The organism is Streptomyces sp. NPDC018610, from assembly GCF_044391765.1.
Lineage (GTDB): Bacteria > Actinomycetota > Actinomycetes > Streptomycetales > Streptomycetaceae > Streptomyces.
Genome location: NZ_JBISAL010000011.1, coordinates 145,227 through 158,693, shown reverse-complemented (window position 1 = coordinate 158,693; position 13,467 = coordinate 145,227). Strand labels below are relative to the sequence as shown.

The following is a 13,467-nucleotide window of genomic DNA, read 5'->3' as shown; positions in this document are numbered from 1 at the left end:
GGCCACCGCGCAGAGACCGGTCGCCGGCCGGTCAGTGCGCGGCGCGCGAGTCCGCGGAGGGAGCGGGGGACGGCATCGGAGCGGAGACGGGTGCGGCGAGCAGACCGGGCGGCGTCAACTCCTGGTCCGCGGACCAGCCGGTCAGGGAGACCGGCGGGCGGGTGCCGAGCGGGCGTATCAGCGGCGAGAGGACCGCGGCGCCCGCCATGACCGGCCCGGTCAGGTCCCGCGTCCCGTACCGCTGCTCTCCCGTGGCCGGTGGCGTCACGCCGGGCAGCAGCGGCGCGGACAGCGAGGTGGGCACGAGCGGCGCGGTGCCGGAACCCCGCTGCCTCGGCGTGGACAGCGGACCGGCCGACTGACGGCGGCGCGCCGCCTCGGGGCCGGTCACCGCGCCGGTGCCCCCGCTCGCGCTGCGCGCCGGAGTGACGTTGCTGCCGGCGCCGGAACCGCCGCGCGCCTCCGCGGCGGGGTCGCCCATGGCGCCGGTGGTCACGCCGCCCAGGGCGACCGCGGCCAGCGACACCGCTCCGGCGGCGACGAACGCGAACCGCAGCCCCCGGGAGGCCGTGCGCTCACCGTCGGGACGGCCGACGTCGTGGATGCGGAAGCCGTCCACGCGATCCGGCGCGAGCCCGTGCGGCCGGGCCGGGACGTAGCCGAACTCGAAGGGCTCGGCGCGGCGCGCGCCGAACACCCCGGGCGCCTCGGGCCGCCCGGGCAGACTGGGGAAGCCGCCGTCCAGGGGCGAGCCGCCGTCACCGCCGCCCGGCAGGCCCTGCAGGCGGGCCAGGAAGCTCTCGGAGGGAGGCGGCGGGGCCGTCTCGGCGAAGACGTTCTTCAGGCGGCGCTGGGCGTCCACCTCCGCCTTGCACTTCGCGCAGGTGGCCACGTGCGCCAGGACGCGCTCGCGCGCCTCGTGACCGAGTTCTCCGTCGACCAGGGCGGAGAGCCGGTCTCCCAGGTGCTGTTCCGCGAGGCCGCTCGCGGCGGGGTCGGGTCGGGATCCACTCACGCGGTCGCGCCCCCTCCTCCCAGCGCGGGGACCCGGGCGACGAAACCGCGCCGCTCGGCCCGGCGCGCCTCGGGCGAACGGTGCGCGAGGGCCTTGCGCAGCTGCGACCGGCCACGGTGGATGCGGGAGCGCACCGTGCCGAGCTTGACGCCCAGGGTGGCGGCGATCTCCTCGTAGGACAGCCCCTCGATGTCGCACAGCACGACCGCCGCCCGGAACTCGGGGGCGAGGGTGTCCAGCGCCTGCTGGACGTCCGCGTCGAAGTGCGCGTCGTTGAACAGCTGCTGCGGGGTGGGCTCCTTGCTGGCCAGCCGCTCCGCGGCGTCCTCCCCGAGCGCGTCGAAGCGGATGCGCTGCTTGCGGCGGACCATGTCCAGGAAGAGGTTGGTGGTGATGCGGTGCAGCCAGCCCTCGAAGGTGCCCGGCGTGTACGTCGACAGGGACCGGAAGACGCGGACGAAGACCTCCTGGGTGAGGTCCTCGGCGTCGTGCTGGTTGCCGGTGAGGCGGTAGGCCAGACGGTAGACGCGACCGCTGTGGGTGCTGACGATCTCCTCCCAGGTGGGCGGAGTCCACGCCTGCCCGTCCGCGTCGGTGGAGAAGGTCGCGGTCTGGGCGAAGCCGTCGGCGTGGCTCGGGTCAGCAGCGGTGTCGTTCACGGATTTCGGCCTGCCCGCCGATCCGAGAAAGCGCCGCAGCACTCCTCCCCGATCCACAGGCACAGCCGCACCTCCCCTGTCGGCTCTGGTGGTGTCCAGCGGAGCCCCTACCATAACCACCTCGCCCGTTAGCTCCGGATAAGCGGTTTTACGAGAATTTGACACGCGCTGCCTGGGCCCGTCCGGCTGCGTCAGCACTTGCCCCGCGTCCCGATCCATCCCATATCCCCCGTCCTGCCCCCGGTCGGCTCCGGAGCCCCTTCCTCACCCCTTCAAACGACCGGTCCCATCTGCGGGTTCCCGGCCCCAACGGATACAGTCACGCCCGAGGCATCCACGGGACATAGGAGAGGGTCATTACCGGCAACCGGCAGACGAGCTCGGCGTTCGCCGACGCCTATGTCGCCGAGGACGACGCCCTGCTCTGGGCCCGGGACCGGGCCAGTGACGCAGGGCTGCGCTCGGTGTCTCCCGGCGCGGGCGCCGCGCTGCGCCTGCTCGCCGCCACCGTGGACGCCAAGGCGGTCGCGGAGATCGGGACCGGGACCGGCGTCTCCGGCATCCACCTGCTGCACGGCATGCGCCCGGACGGGGTGCTGACCACCGTGGACCCGGAGCCGGACCACCAGCAGTTCGCCCGCCAGGCCTTCCGGGCCGCCGGCTTCGCGAGCAACCGCGCCCGCTTCATCCCCGGCCGCGCGCTCGACGTGCTGCCCCGGCTCGCGGACGCCGGGTACGACCTGGTCTTCTGCGACGGCGACCGCCAGGAGTTCCTGGACTACCTCGCCGAATCGTTGCGGCTGCTGCGCCCGGGGGGTCTGGTCGTCTTCGAGGGCGTCTTCGCGCACGGGCGGACGGTGGACTCCGGGCCGCAGCCCACGGAGGTGCTGCGGCTGCGGGAACTGTTGCGGACCGTGCGGGAGAGTCCCGATCTGGTGCCGTCGCTGCTGCCGGTGGGTGACGGGCTGTTGTGCGCGGTCAAGCGCTGAGCCGGTGACTCCGGCGGGGTGCCGGGTTCCGCGACACGGGCCGGGTGCCGGGTTTCGCCCCCGCCACCCCTTCCCGTACCCTTCCCGTCCCCTCCCCTCCCCGGGGCGGCCGCCCCGCTTCGGCCTGAACGGCCTCGGCCCCGAACGCCGGACGGGCTTCGGCGGCTCCCGACACGCGGAGGGGGCGGAAAGGCCGGCTCCCGGGAAGCGACGGGGACGGAAGGCCGGCCCCCTGGGAAAACAACCGCCCCGGCACCTCATCGGATGCCGGGGCGATTGAAAGGGTATGGTCGCTTGCGCGTCAGCCGACGACCTTCTTGAGGGCGTCGCCGAGCGCGTCGGCCTCGTCAGGGGTCAACTCGACGACGAGCCGACCGCCGCCTTCGAGCGGAACGCGCATGACGATGCCCCGCCCCTCCTTGGTCACCTCGAGCGGGCCATCACCCGTCCGCGGCTTCATGGCCGCCATGCTCGTTCCCCTTCCTGAAACCCAGCTCATCGTCAAAGCCGACGCCCCACCGAAGGGCACGCGCGATCTGTGCCCAAAACGGCCCAGGACACGCGACACCGGCATCGAACACATTGCTTCCCAGCCATTATCCCGCATCCCAGGACCCGATGACCAACATCAGTAGGCATCGCTTGGGCAACGCACGCGAGCAAAACCACCCAATTCGGCGATGTGGCTGCGATACTTCGCCCCCGCGCCGACCTCCCCCGTCGACCGGCCCGCCGGAATTCTTTGACGCAGGTCACACGTCCGCTCCGCGCCGCGGGCCGTGATCTCCGTCATCCTGTCCTGTGGACCCAGTACGTACTGAGCGGTACGTCAGAACCGCGACACCGGAGGGGATGTCCCATGGCCGACACCGTGCTCTACGAGGTGAGCGACGGACTCGCGACGATCACGCTGAACCGCCCGGAGGCGATGAACGCGCTGAACGTCGCGGCCAAGGTCGCCCTGCGGGACGCGGTGACGTCCGCGGCCGCCGACGACGCCGTACGCGCCGTGCTGCTGACCGCCGCCGGTGACCGGGCGTTCTGCGTGGGGCAGGACCTCAAGGAGCACATCGGGCTGCTGGCCGCCGACCGGGAGAGCGGCTCCCGGCACACGATGAGCACCGTGGCGGAGCACTACAACCCGATCGTGCGGGCGCTCGCCGGGGCGGCGAAGCCGGTGGTCGCCGCGGTCAACGGCGTGGCCGCCGGGGCCGGCTTCGGCTTCGCGCTCGCCGCCGACTACCGGGTCGTGGCCGACACCGCCTCCTTCAACACCTCGTTCGCGGGCGTCGCGCTCACCGCGGACTCCGGCGTCTCCTGGACCCTGCCGCGGGTCGTCGGCCCCGGCCGCGCCACCGACCTGCTGCTCTTCCCCCGCGGCATCGACGCCCAAGAGGCCCACGAGCTGGGGATCGCCAACAAGGTCGTGCCGGCCGCCGAGCTGCGCGCCGAGGCCGAGAAGGTGGCCCGGCGGCTGGCCGCGGGCCCGACGGTGGCGTACGCGGCGCTCAAGGAGGCCGTGGCCTTCGGTCTGACCCACTCCCTGGACCAGACCCTGGACAAGGAGGACGAGCTCCAGTCGCGGGCGGGCCAGTCCGAGGACCACGCCATCGCCGTACAGGCCTTCGTCAACAAGGAGAAGCCGAAGTACCTGGGCCGCTGATCCGGTCCGCCGGTCCGTGGCGCGCCGTCGCCCCGCGGCCGGCCGGTCGGCCGGCCGCCGGCCGGGGACGGCCGCCGGTCAGGGGCGGCGGCGCGCCACGCAGTCGGCGAGGTGGTCGTCGACCAGACCGCACGCCTGCATCAGCGCGTACGCCGTCGTCGGGCCCACGAAGCGCAGGCCGCGTTTCTTCAGGGCCTTGGACAGGGCCGTCGACTCGGGAGTGACGGCCGGGACGTCGGCGAGGGTCCGGGGCGCCGCACGGCCGGCCCGGTCGGGGGCGTGGGACCAGATCAGCGCGTCCAGCTCGCCCGGGGACCAGTCGGCCAGCACGCGCGCGTTGGCGAGGGTCGCGTCGATCTTGGCGCGGTTGCGGATGATGCCGGCGTCGGCGAGGAGTCGCTCGCGGTCGGCGTCCGTGAACCGGGCCACCGCGGAGATCCCGAAGCCGGCGAAGGCCGCGCGGAAACCGGGGCGGCGGCGCAGGATGGTGATCCAGGACAGCCCGGACTGGAAGGCCTCCAGGCTGAGGCGTTCGAAGAGCGCGTCGTCGCCGTGGACCGGGCGGCCCCACTCCTCGTCGTGGTAGGCCACGTACTCCGTCGCGGACAGCGCCCACGGGCAGCGCAGGCCGCCGTCCGGGCCCGCGACCGCGAGACCCGCGACCGGGGCCGCCGGGCCGCCCGCGACCGCGTCGGCCACCGGCCCGCCGCCGGTCACCACGTCGTCCGTCATCACGTCACCGCTCACTGCTGGTCCTCCGGCCCGGGCTTGGCCAGGCGGACGTGGGCCGCCGCGGCCCGGGCGCCGGCCAGCGCGGACTCCAGGTCGGCGATGCGGGCGTCGCGCTCGGCGAGTTCGGCGCCGAGCCGGCCGAGGGCGTCGTCCACGTCGGTCATCCGGTAGCCGCGGACGGCGACCGGGAAGCGCAGGTCCTCCACGTCGGCACGGCCCAGCGGACGGTCCGGCGGCAGCGTGTCGTACGTCAGCTCGGGCGCCGCCTCGGGCAGCGGTCCGCCGCCCTCGCCGCCGCCGACCACCGCGAGGGTGACCGCGGCGACCACGACGGCGAGCGCCACGACCAGGAACAAGAACATAACCATCGCTGGGGTCCCCACGGAGTCCGTCGTATGTGTCAGGGTCCGATCGTGCCATGCGAGGCTGACAGTTAGGGTCGCAGGCGGCCGAAGACCGACAGCGTACGAGGAGAGGTCACAGGGGATGCTCAGGCTGGGCAGGCGTGAATTCGACACGCACGAGCCGGTGATCATGGCGATCGTGAACCGGACCCCGGACTCCTTCTACGACCAGGGGGCGACGTTCCGCGACGAGCCGGCCCTGGCCCGCGTGGAGCAGGCGGTCGCCGAAGGTGCCGCGATCGTCGACATCGGCGGGGTGAAGGCCGGCCCGGGCGAGGAGGTGACCGCCGAGGAGGAGGCGCGGCGCACGGTCGGCTTCGTGGCCGAGGTGCGGCGGCGGTTCCCGGACGTGGTCATCAGCGTGGACACCTGGCGGGCGGACGTCGGCGAGGCCGTCTGCGAGGCCGGGGCCGATCTGCTGAACGACGCGTGGGGCGGGGTCGACCCGCGGCTCGCGGAGGTCGCCGCGCGGTACCGGGTCGGGCTCGTGTGCACGCACGCCGGGGGCGCCCGGCCGCGGACGCGGCCGCACCGGGTGACGTACGACGACGTCATGGCCGACATCCTGAAGGTGACCGTGGGACTGGCCGAGCGGGCGGTGGCGCTCGGGGTGCCGCGGGAGTCGGTGCTGATCGACCCCGGGCACGACTTCGGGAAGAACACGCGGCACAGCCTGGAGGCGACCCGTCGGCTGGGAGAGATGGTCGCCACCGGGTGGCCGGTGCTGGTGTCGCTGTCCAACAAGGACTTCGTGGGCGAGACGCTGGACCGGCCGGTCAAGGAGCGGGTGGTGGGGACGCTGGCCACGACCGCGGTGTCGGCGTGGCTGGGGGCTCAGGTGTACCGGGTGCACGAGGTCGCCGAGACCCGGCAGGTGGTGGACATGGTGGCGTCCATCGCCGGGCACCGGGCGCCGGCGGTGGCGCGGCGGGGGCTGGCGTAGGGCTTCAGGTTCTTCGCGTTCCTGCGGGGCGGTGACGGCCGGCGCAGGGCCGAGGGACCCGCGGGGCAGTGGGGGCGGCGCGGGGCTCAGGATCCCGCGGGGCAGGGGGGCGGCGCGGGGCTTTCCCCCTCCGCCGCCTCTGGGCCCCCGTCCGTCCGCGGCCCGGCCGCGTTCCGGGCCGCCGACGGACGGGGGCCGGGCGCGCCCGCGCGGCGGGGCCGCACATCGGCGCGGCCCCGCACTCCTCGCCGGGCGCTACTTCCCGGCTTCCTTCGACATCAGGGCCACCGCTTCCTCGACGTCGTCGGTGACGTGGAAGAGGGTCAGGTCGGCCTCGGCGGCCTTGCCCTCGGCGATGAGGGTGTTCTTGAGCCAGTCGACCAGGCCGCCCCAGTACGAGCTGCCGAACAGGACGATCGGGAAGCGGGTGACCTTCTGGGTCTGGACGAGGGTGAGGGCCTCGAAGAGCTCGTCGAGGGTGCCCAGGCCGCCGGGCAGGACCACGAAGCCCTGCGCGTACTTCACGAACATCATCTTGCGGACGAAGAAGTAGCGGAAGTTGAGGCCGATGTCGACGTAGGGGTTCAGGCCCTGCTCGAAGGGCAGCTCGATGCCGAGGCCGACCGAGGTGCCGCCGGCCTCGCACGCGCCCTTGTTGGCTGCCTCCATCGCGCCCGGGCCACCGCCCGTGATCACCGCGAAGCCCGCCTCGACCAGGCCCCGGCCCAGCCGCACCCCCGCCGCGTACTCCGGTGAGTCCACCGGGGTGCGCGCCGAACCGAACACGCTGATGGCGGGCGGCAGTTCGGCCAGGGTGCCGAAGCCCTCGATGAACTCCGACTGGATGCGCAGGACCCGCCAGGGGTCGGTGTGCACCCAGTCGGTGGGGGCGCGCTCGTCCAGCAGTCGCTGGTCGGTCGTGCTCGCCTGGACCTGGCCGCGCCGGCGGAGGACGGGCCCCAGGCGCTGCTCGTCCGGTGGCTGCTTCTTGCCCTCGGGATTGCCTGTCGGCATGTGCGCTCCCTCCGATCGCAGGACGTTCCACCTCAGCGTAGATCCACACGGGTTACGGGCGGGGGACCTCGGCATGTCCGACGCGCAGCGCCCCGCCGGGGCCGCCCGTCACGGCCGGGACGGGCCAGTGCGTCACGGTCGGGACGCGGCCGCCCGTCGCGGTCAGCCGGCGAGCCAGGCGCGCAGCCGCTCCTCGCCGGCCAGGATCTTGGCCGTCTCCACCCGCTCGTCCCGCTTGTGCGCGAGGAGGGGGTTGCCCGGACCGTAGTTGACGGCGGGGACGCCCAGCGCGGAGAAGCGCGACACGTCCGTCCAGCCGAACTTGGGCTTCGGGGTGCCGCCGACCGCCTCGACGAAGGCCGCCGCGGCCGGGTGGCCGAGGCCGGGCAGCGCGCCGGCGCTGTGGTCGTCGATCACGAACTCCTCGACGCCGCAGTCGGCGAAGACCTCGCGCACGTGGGCGACGGCCTCCTCCTTCGTACGGTCCGGCGCGTAGCGGAAGTTCACGGTGACCACGCACTCGTCGGGGATGACGTTGCCGGCCACTCCGCCCGAGACGCCCACCGCGTTGAGGCCCTCGCGGTACTCCAGGCCGTCGATGACCGGGCGGCGCGGCTCGTACTCGGCCAGCTTCCGCAGGATCGGCGCGGCGGCGTGGATGGCGTTGGAGCCCATCCAGGAGCGCGCGGAGTGCGCCCGCTCCCCGCTGGTCCTCAGCAGGACCCGCAGGGTGCCCTGGCAGCCGCCCTCGACCTCGCCGTCGGAGGGCTCCAGCAGGATGGCGAAGTCGCCGGCCAGCCACTCCGGGTGGGCCTCGGCGACGTTCTTGAGGCCGTTGAGCTCGGCGGCGACCTCCTCGTTGTCGTAGAAGACGAACGTGAGGTCGCGGTTGGGGGCGGGGACGGTGGCGGCGATGCGCAGCTGCACCGCCACTCCGGACTTCATGTCGCAGGTGCCGCAGCCCCACAGCACGCCGTCCTCGTCGAGCCGGGAGGGGACGTTGTCCGCGATCGGCACGGTGTCGATGTGGCCGGCCAGGATCACGCGCTCGGCCCGGCCCAGGTCCGTACGGGCCACGATGTTGTTGCCGAGGCGGTCGACCGTGAGGTGCGGCAGGGCGCGCAGCGCCGCCTCGATCGCGTCGGCGAGCGGCTTCTCGTCGCCGCTCTCCGAGGGGAAGTCGACGAGCTGCGCGGTCAGGCGCGCGGCGTCCAGCGTGAGGTCAAGCGGGGTATCGGCCATGGTCTCGACCCTATCCCCGCGAACCGCCCGTGCGCCGCAGCACATTGCGCGCACCGGGCTCGGCAGCCCCGGCCGTCTCAAGTACCTTGTACGCGTGCCAGAGCCGTCCCCCTCTCCGAAGCGCCGTGGCCGCCTCCTCAGGACCGGGGCGGCCCTCGTCGTCCTGCTGGCGGTCGCGGGCTACCTCACCGTGCAGTACCTCACGGGCGGCACCGGGCCCGGCTGCAAGGTCGTCTCCGCCGACGGCGGGAGCACGTCGTACGAGTTCACGCCGGAGCAGGCGGTGAACGCGGCGACGATCGCGGCCGTCGGCACCGGGCGGGGCATGCCCGAGCGGGCGGTGACCATCGCGCTGGCGACCGCGCTGCAGGAGTCGGGGCTGCGCAACATCGAGCACGGCGACCGGGATTCCCTGGGGCTGTTCCAGCAGCGGCCCTCGCAGGGCTGGGGCACGCCGAAGGAGATCATGGACCCGACGTACGCGGCGGGCTCCTTCTACACGCATCTGGCCAAGGTCCCCGACTACCGGTCGCTGCCGCTGACGGTGGCGGCGCAGCGCGTGCAGCGCAGCGGTTACCCGGAGGCGTACGCCAAGCACGAGCCGGACGCGACCCTGCTCTCGGCGGCCCTCACCGGGCGCGCCGCCGCCACGCTGACCTGTCAGGGCCGCCCCGGCGCCACCGGCGCCACGGGTCCGGACGCGGTCCGGGCGGCGCTCGTACGGGACTTCGGGCGGGACGTGGTGCAGGAGGCCGGCGCGGAGGTGGGCGGCGGCCCGACGCCGACGCCCGCGTCGTCGAGCGCGGTCTCGGACGCCGGCGGGCGGACGGTGACCCTGCCGGTGCGCTCCGGCTCCGCGGCGGACGGCGGGCGTGATGTGCGCGAGCGCGGCTGGCAGCTGGCGCACTGGGCGGTGGCCAACGCCTCCGCGCTGCACATCGAGCGGGTGGCGTACGCCGGCCGGGAGTGGACCGCCGGGGTCACCGACGGCCAGTGGCACACGACGGACGCGAAGAACGGCGACGGGGCGGCGGCGCGAGCGGCCTCGGTCCGCATCACCACCGGCCGCTGACCGGGCACCGGACACGCGTACGGGTCTTCGCTCTCGAGGGTCATGCGGCGCGGGCCGCGGCGGCGGGGTGCGCAGGTTTTCGTGCCGTCACCCTCGCGGTCGCCGAAACCCTTGGGAACACAAGGGCGTACGGAGGCGACGGGCTCTTCGCGCGCAGGCCTTTTGTCCGGTTTCCTCCGGAGCCGATAATGCGACACGTTGCCAACTCTTTACGTCGGCGCGCCGCAACCTTCGCGGGCTTCGAGCGGTAGTCACTGCGTCCGGGCCCGGACGGTCAACTTCCTGGTCCGGTCGAAGACTTCAGGTTCTCATCCGTCGAAGGAGCAACATGTCCCTCCCCCTGACCCGCCGGATCGCCCGTGCCGCGCTGCTCGTCGCTGCGGGAGCGGCCGCCGGGGTCGGTGCGGCCGGCTCCGCCGGCGCCGCCCCGCAGCTGCCCGCCAACCCGAACCTCGGCGGTCTGACCGCGCTGGACGGGGCGCACGTCGGCAACACCGTGGACGGTGCGGCTCAGCACGTCACCGGGGTCGCGGGCGACACCGGCGGCAAGGCGGTCAAGCAGGCGGTGCCGACCGCGGGCAAGACCGGCGGCAAGCTCGTCAAGCAGGCGGCGCCGGTGGCGCAGAAGACCGCGGGCGACGCGGCGGGGTCCGCGGGCGGCGTCCTCGGCGACACGGCCAGGACGGCCGCCAAGAGCGGCGTCGCCGGCAAGGGCCTGCCGGTCTCGGCTCCGGTCTCGGGCCTGCCGCTGGGCGGCTGAGCGGTCCGCCGCCCGCGGCCGAGCGCCGCTCGTCCGCCCCGACGGGGTCCAGGGTCCTCCTGGGCCCCGTCGGCGTGTGCGGGGCTCCGTCGCCCCAGCCCCGGCGGCGCGGACCCGAAGCCGTGCGTCTCGGGGCCGTGCGTCTCGGGGCCGTGCGTCTCGGGGCCGTGCGTCTCAGAGCCGGGCGACGGCCGCCGCGACCCGCTCGTCCGTCGCCGTGAGGGCCACGCGCACGTGCCGGTCGCCGGCCGGGCCGTAGAAGTCGCCCGGGGCGACCAGGATGCCGCGCTCGGCGAGGTGGGCCACGGTGTCCCAGCAGGACTCGTCGCGGGTGGCCCACAGGTAGAGGCTGGCCTCGCTGTGATCGATGCGGAAGCCGTGGCCGAGCAGGGCCTCACGCAGCAGGGTGCGGCGGGCGGCGTAGCGCCGGCGCTGCTCGCGGACGTGGGCGTCGTCGCCGAGGGCGGCCACGACGGCCGCCTGGGTGGGCGCCGAGGTCATCATGCCGCCGTGCTTGCGGATCTCCAGCAACGGGCCGAGGACGGCCGGGTCGCCGGCCAGGAAGGCGGCGCGGTAGCCGGCCAGGTTGGAGCGCTTGGAGAGCGAGTGGACCGCCACGAGACCGTCGTAGGAGCCGCCGTTGACGTCCGGGTGCAGGACCGAGACCGGCTCGGCCTCCCAGCCGAGTTCCAGGTAGCACTCGTCGGACACGACCAGGACGCCGTGCTCGCGGGCCCAGGCGACGATCCGGGTCAGCTCCTCCTTGCCGAGGACCTGGCCGGTGGGGTTGGACGGCGAGTTCAGCCACAGGAGCCTCAGGTTCGCCGGGTCCAGGTCCGTGGGATCGTCGTAGGCGATGTGCTCGGCGCGGGCCAGACGGGCGCCGACCTCGTAGGTCGGGTAGGCCAGGCGCGGGAAGGCGACCGTGTCGCCGGGGCCGAGGCCCAGCTGGGTGGGCAGCCAGGCGACCAGTTCCTTGGAGCCCACGATCGGCAGGACGTGGCGGTGGGTGATCCCCCGGGCGCCGAGGCGGCGCTCCACCCAGCCGGTGATCGCGTCGCGCAGCTCGGGCGTGCCCCAGACCGTCGGATAGCCCGGCGAGTCGGCCGCCGCGACCAGCGCCTTCTGGATCAGCTCGGGCACCGGGTCGACCGGCGTTCCGACGGACAGGTCGACGATGCCGTCCGGGTGGGCGGCGGCCGTCTTCTTGTACGGCTCCAGCTTGTCCCAGGGGAAGGTGGGAAGCCGGTCGGAGACTGCGGACACGGGGATCAGGCTCACTTTCGCTTGCGGAAAACGCCTCGGTCCCGTGCGGCGGTCGGAGCGCTCGAGGCGATCAGGCCGTACGGGACCGAGGCGGCGCGGCGTGGGACCGCCGGACGTTACTCGCCCTGCGGCGGCAGCGCGGCGACGAGCGGGTGGTCGCGCTCGATCAGGCCCAGCTTGCTGGCGCCGCCGGGGGAACCGAGCTCGTCGAAGAACTCGACATTGGCCTTGTAGTAGTCCTTCCACTCCTCCGGAACGTCGTCCTCGTAGAAGATCGCCTCGACCGGGCAGACCGGCTCACAGGCACCACAGTCGACGCATTCGTCCGGGTGGATGTACAAGGACCGCTGGCCCTCGTAGATGCAGTCGACCGGGCACTCCTCGATGCACGCCTTGTCCTTCACGTCGACACAAGGCTGCGCGATGACGTAGGTCACGCTGTCGTTCCTCCTCGATAGGGCGCTGGCGGGCCTCCACAGGCTCCGCCGCCTGGCGCGCGGGAGCGCGGCGTCGTCGATGCCCGCCCCTAGTATCTCCGTTCTTGGGCATGATCCGAACAGGAGGGGTGAACCGACCTGTGGAAATCTCGGCTGCAGGACGCCTCGTGGTCCGAATCACCACTGCTGACGTGGGAAAACGAGTCTCCGTACGGCGCTTGAGCGAACCTGGTGGCTCGGGTGAGAAGTTCACCGACACGGTCGGTGTTCTCACATCATGGGACGACGGTGTGCTGCTGATCACACAAAAGGACGGTGAGACCGTCCGGATAGCGGAAACGTCGCTGGTCGCGGGGAAGGTCGTCCCCGCCGCCCCGGCGCGCCGCCGCGGTCCCGCCGCCGGCTACGAGGAGCTCGCGCGTGTCGCCGCACGGGCCTGGCAGCCGGTGGAGAGCGAACGGCTGGGTGACTGGGTGCTCAGGGCCGCGGTCGAGGAGGCGCCGCGCGGAGCGCGCCGGTGGGAGGCGGAGGCCGGCCGACGGGCGGGCTTCACCCGGCGGGCCAATTCGGTGCTGCCGCTCGGCGATCCCGGCGTTCCGCTCGACGAGGCGCTGGTCGCCGTACGACGCTGGTACGGCGAGCGCGGGCTGCCCGCGTACGTCCAGACCGCCACCGGCGCCGAGGGCGCGCAGGAGACGCTGTGCGCCGAGCTGGAGCGGCGGGGCTGGGTGCGCGAGGTGACCGCGGAGCTGTGGACCGGGTCCCTGGCGCCGGTCGCCGACCGGCCCGGGGGCGACGGGGACGTGGAGGTCGTGCTCTCCCGCACGGCCGACGAGGCGTGGCTTGCGCGTTACCGGCGCAAGGGGGTGAGCGAAGTGGCTTGGAAGGTCCTGGGCGCGGGACCCTCCGTGTGGTTCGCGTCCGTGCCCGGCGAGGACGCGTCCGCGCCCGCCGCGATCGGCCGGTGCGTGGTGGACGGACGGTGGGCGTCCTTCGCCGCCGTCGAGGTGGATCCGCGGCGGCGCCGGCAGGGACTGGCGAGCGCCGTGATGGCCGCGCTGGCCCGGCGTGCCCTGGACGAGGGGGCGTCGGCCGGCTGGCTCCAGGTGGAGACCGACAACGCCGGGGCGCGGGCGCTGTACGCCCGGATGGGCTTCGCCGCCCACCACGCCTACCACCACTACCGCGAGCCGGACGCGACGGTGCGGACCGGGTCCGGCGCACCGGGCGACGGCGGCCCGTCGTGGCCGGCGCCGTGAACGGGTACGAAC

General features: G+C 73.9%; 15 protein-coding genes. 6 read left to right on the top strand and 9 right to left on the bottom strand.

The window, feature by feature from the left end; translation table 11 throughout:
- Positions 1 to 31: 31 nt before the first annotated feature.
- Both ACH5A8_RS27165 and sigE read right to left on the bottom strand, forming a co-directional pair.
- Positions 32 to 1,015, bottom strand: coding sequence for a zf-HC2 domain-containing protein (locus ACH5A8_RS27165; RefSeq protein WP_399006202.1), 984 nt, complete (start codon positions 1,013 to 1,015; stop codon positions 32 to 34).
- Positions 1,012 to 1,716, bottom strand: a complete 705-nt coding sequence (gene sigE / locus ACH5A8_RS27160; RefSeq protein WP_399006584.1) for an RNA polymerase sigma factor SigE — start codon at positions 1,714 to 1,716, stop codon at positions 1,012 to 1,014. The genes ACH5A8_RS27165 and sigE overlap by 4 nt, the downstream gene beginning before the upstream one ends.
- 314 nt (positions 1,717 to 2,030) lie before the next feature.
- Here sigE and ACH5A8_RS27155 point away from each other — a divergent pair, with 314 nt between their 5' ends.
- Positions 2,031 to 2,663 carry an O-methyltransferase gene (locus tag ACH5A8_RS27155; protein ID WP_399006582.1) on the top strand — a complete coding sequence of 211 codons (633 nt, stop codon included), beginning with the start codon at positions 2,031 to 2,033 and terminating at the stop codon, positions 2,661 to 2,663.
- A gap of 301 nt (positions 2,664 to 2,964) precedes the next feature.
- Here ACH5A8_RS27155 and ACH5A8_RS27150 read toward each other — a convergent pair whose 3' ends face one another.
- Positions 2,965 to 3,132 carry a DUF3117 domain-containing protein gene (locus ACH5A8_RS27150; RefSeq protein WP_003966491.1) on the bottom strand — a complete coding sequence of 56 codons (168 nt, stop codon included), beginning with the start codon at positions 3,130 to 3,132 and terminating at the stop codon, positions 2,965 to 2,967.
- A gap of 390 nt (positions 3,133 to 3,522) precedes the next feature.
- Here ACH5A8_RS27150 and ACH5A8_RS27145 point away from each other — a divergent pair, with 390 nt between their 5' ends.
- Positions 3,523 to 4,326 carry an enoyl-CoA hydratase/isomerase family protein gene (locus ACH5A8_RS27145; protein WP_399006200.1) on the top strand — a complete coding sequence of 268 codons (804 nt, stop codon included), beginning with the start codon at positions 3,523 to 3,525 and terminating at the stop codon, positions 4,324 to 4,326.
- Positions 4,327 to 4,404: 78 nt separating this feature from the next.
- Here ACH5A8_RS27145 and ACH5A8_RS27140 read toward each other — a convergent pair whose 3' ends face one another.
- The gene (locus tag ACH5A8_RS27140) at positions 4,405 to 5,058 is read right to left on the bottom strand and encodes a DNA-3-methyladenine glycosylase I (protein WP_399006580.1); all 654 of its coding nucleotides are present in this window, start codon (positions 5,056 to 5,058) and stop codon (positions 4,405 to 4,407) included.
- Between the two features lie 11 nt (positions 5,059 to 5,069).
- Complete coding sequence (locus tag ACH5A8_RS27135) at positions 5,070 to 5,426, bottom strand: DivIVA domain-containing protein (RefSeq protein WP_399006198.1); 357 nt, start codon at positions 5,424 to 5,426, stop codon at positions 5,070 to 5,072.
- A 118-nt stretch (positions 5,427 to 5,544) separates the two neighbouring features.
- Here ACH5A8_RS27135 and folP point away from each other — a divergent pair, with 118 nt between their 5' ends.
- A complete protein-coding gene (folP, locus tag ACH5A8_RS27130) occupies positions 5,545 to 6,405 on the top strand; it encodes a dihydropteroate synthase (protein WP_399006196.1) in 861 nt (286 codons plus the stop codon).
- Positions 6,406 to 6,660: 255 nt separating this feature from the next.
- Here the strand turns inward: folP and ACH5A8_RS27125 are convergent, their stop codons facing one another.
- Together ACH5A8_RS27125 and dapE are read right to left on the bottom strand one after the other, a co-directional pair.
- Positions 6,661 to 7,419, bottom strand: a complete 759-nt coding sequence (locus ACH5A8_RS27125) for a TIGR00730 family Rossman fold protein (protein ID WP_399006194.1) — start codon at positions 7,417 to 7,419, stop codon at positions 6,661 to 6,663.
- Positions 7,420 to 7,581: 162 nt separating this feature from the next.
- Positions 7,582 to 8,661 carry a succinyl-diaminopimelate desuccinylase gene (gene dapE / locus ACH5A8_RS27120; protein ID WP_399006192.1) on the bottom strand — a complete coding sequence of 360 codons (1,080 nt, stop codon included), beginning with the start codon at positions 8,659 to 8,661 and terminating at the stop codon, positions 7,582 to 7,584.
- 94 nt (positions 8,662 to 8,755) lie between these two features.
- On the opposite strand from dapE, the gene ACH5A8_RS27115 reads away from it, so the two are divergent.
- Both ACH5A8_RS27115 and ACH5A8_RS27110 read left to right on the top strand, forming a co-directional pair.
- The gene (locus tag ACH5A8_RS27115; RefSeq protein WP_399006190.1) at positions 8,756 to 9,733 is read left to right on the top strand and encodes a heavy metal transporter; all 978 of its coding nucleotides are present in this window, start codon (positions 8,756 to 8,758) and stop codon (positions 9,731 to 9,733) included.
- 328 nt (positions 9,734 to 10,061) lie between these two features.
- On the top strand, positions 10,062 to 10,493 hold the full coding sequence (locus ACH5A8_RS27110; RefSeq protein ID WP_399006188.1) for an ATP-binding protein: 432 nt from the start codon (positions 10,062 to 10,064) through the stop codon (positions 10,491 to 10,493).
- A 174-nt stretch (positions 10,494 to 10,667) separates the two neighbouring features.
- Here ACH5A8_RS27110 and ACH5A8_RS27105 read toward each other — a convergent pair whose 3' ends face one another.
- Positions 10,668 to 11,759 carry a bifunctional succinyldiaminopimelate transaminase/glutamate-prephenate aminotransferase gene (locus ACH5A8_RS27105; RefSeq protein ID WP_399006187.1) on the bottom strand — a complete coding sequence of 364 codons (1,092 nt, stop codon included), beginning with the start codon at positions 11,757 to 11,759 and terminating at the stop codon, positions 10,668 to 10,670.
- Positions 11,760 to 11,875: 116 nt separating this feature from the next.
- The gene (fdxA, locus tag ACH5A8_RS27100; protein WP_399006185.1) at positions 11,876 to 12,196 is read right to left on the bottom strand and encodes a ferredoxin; all 321 of its coding nucleotides are present in this window, start codon (positions 12,194 to 12,196) and stop codon (positions 11,876 to 11,878) included.
- A 140-nt stretch (positions 12,197 to 12,336) separates the two neighbouring features.
- Here fdxA and ACH5A8_RS27095 point away from each other — a divergent pair, with 140 nt between their 5' ends.
- On the top strand, positions 12,337 to 13,455 hold the full coding sequence (locus ACH5A8_RS27095) for a GNAT family N-acetyltransferase (protein WP_399006183.1): 1,119 nt from the start codon (positions 12,337 to 12,339) through the stop codon (positions 13,453 to 13,455).
- Positions 13,456 to 13,467 lie beyond the last annotated feature (12 nt).

What these genes read in the sequence shown, in the direction of transcription:
- ACH5A8_RS27110 (WP_399006188.1), top strand. Translation starts at nt 10,062, where the DNA reads ATGTCCCTCCCCCTGACCCGCCGGATCGCCCGTGCCGCGCTGCTCGTC.
- ACH5A8_RS27125 (WP_399006194.1), bottom strand. Translation starts at nt 7,419, where the DNA reads ATGCCGACAGGCAATCCCGAGGGCAAGAAGCAGCCACCGGACGAGCAG.
- ACH5A8_RS27145 (WP_399006200.1), top strand. Translation starts at nt 3,523, where the DNA reads ATGGCCGACACCGTGCTCTACGAGGTGAGCGACGGACTCGCGACGATC.
- folP (WP_399006196.1), top strand. Translation starts at nt 5,545, where the DNA reads ATGCTCAGGCTGGGCAGGCGTGAATTCGACACGCACGAGCCGGTGATC.
- ACH5A8_RS27150 (WP_003966491.1), bottom strand. Translation starts at nt 3,132, where the DNA reads ATGGCGGCCATGAAGCCGCGGACGGGTGATGGCCCGCTCGAGGTGACC.
- dapE (WP_399006192.1), bottom strand. Translation starts at nt 8,661, where the DNA reads ATGGCCGATACCCCGCTTGACCTCACGCTGGACGCCGCGCGCCTGACC.
- ACH5A8_RS27135 (WP_399006198.1), bottom strand. Translation starts at nt 5,426, where the DNA reads ATGGTTATGTTCTTGTTCCTGGTCGTGGCGCTCGCCGTCGTGGTCGCC.
- ACH5A8_RS27140 (WP_399006580.1), bottom strand. Translation starts at nt 5,058, where the DNA reads ATGACGGACGACGTGGTGACCGGCGGCGGGCCGGTGGCCGACGCGGTC.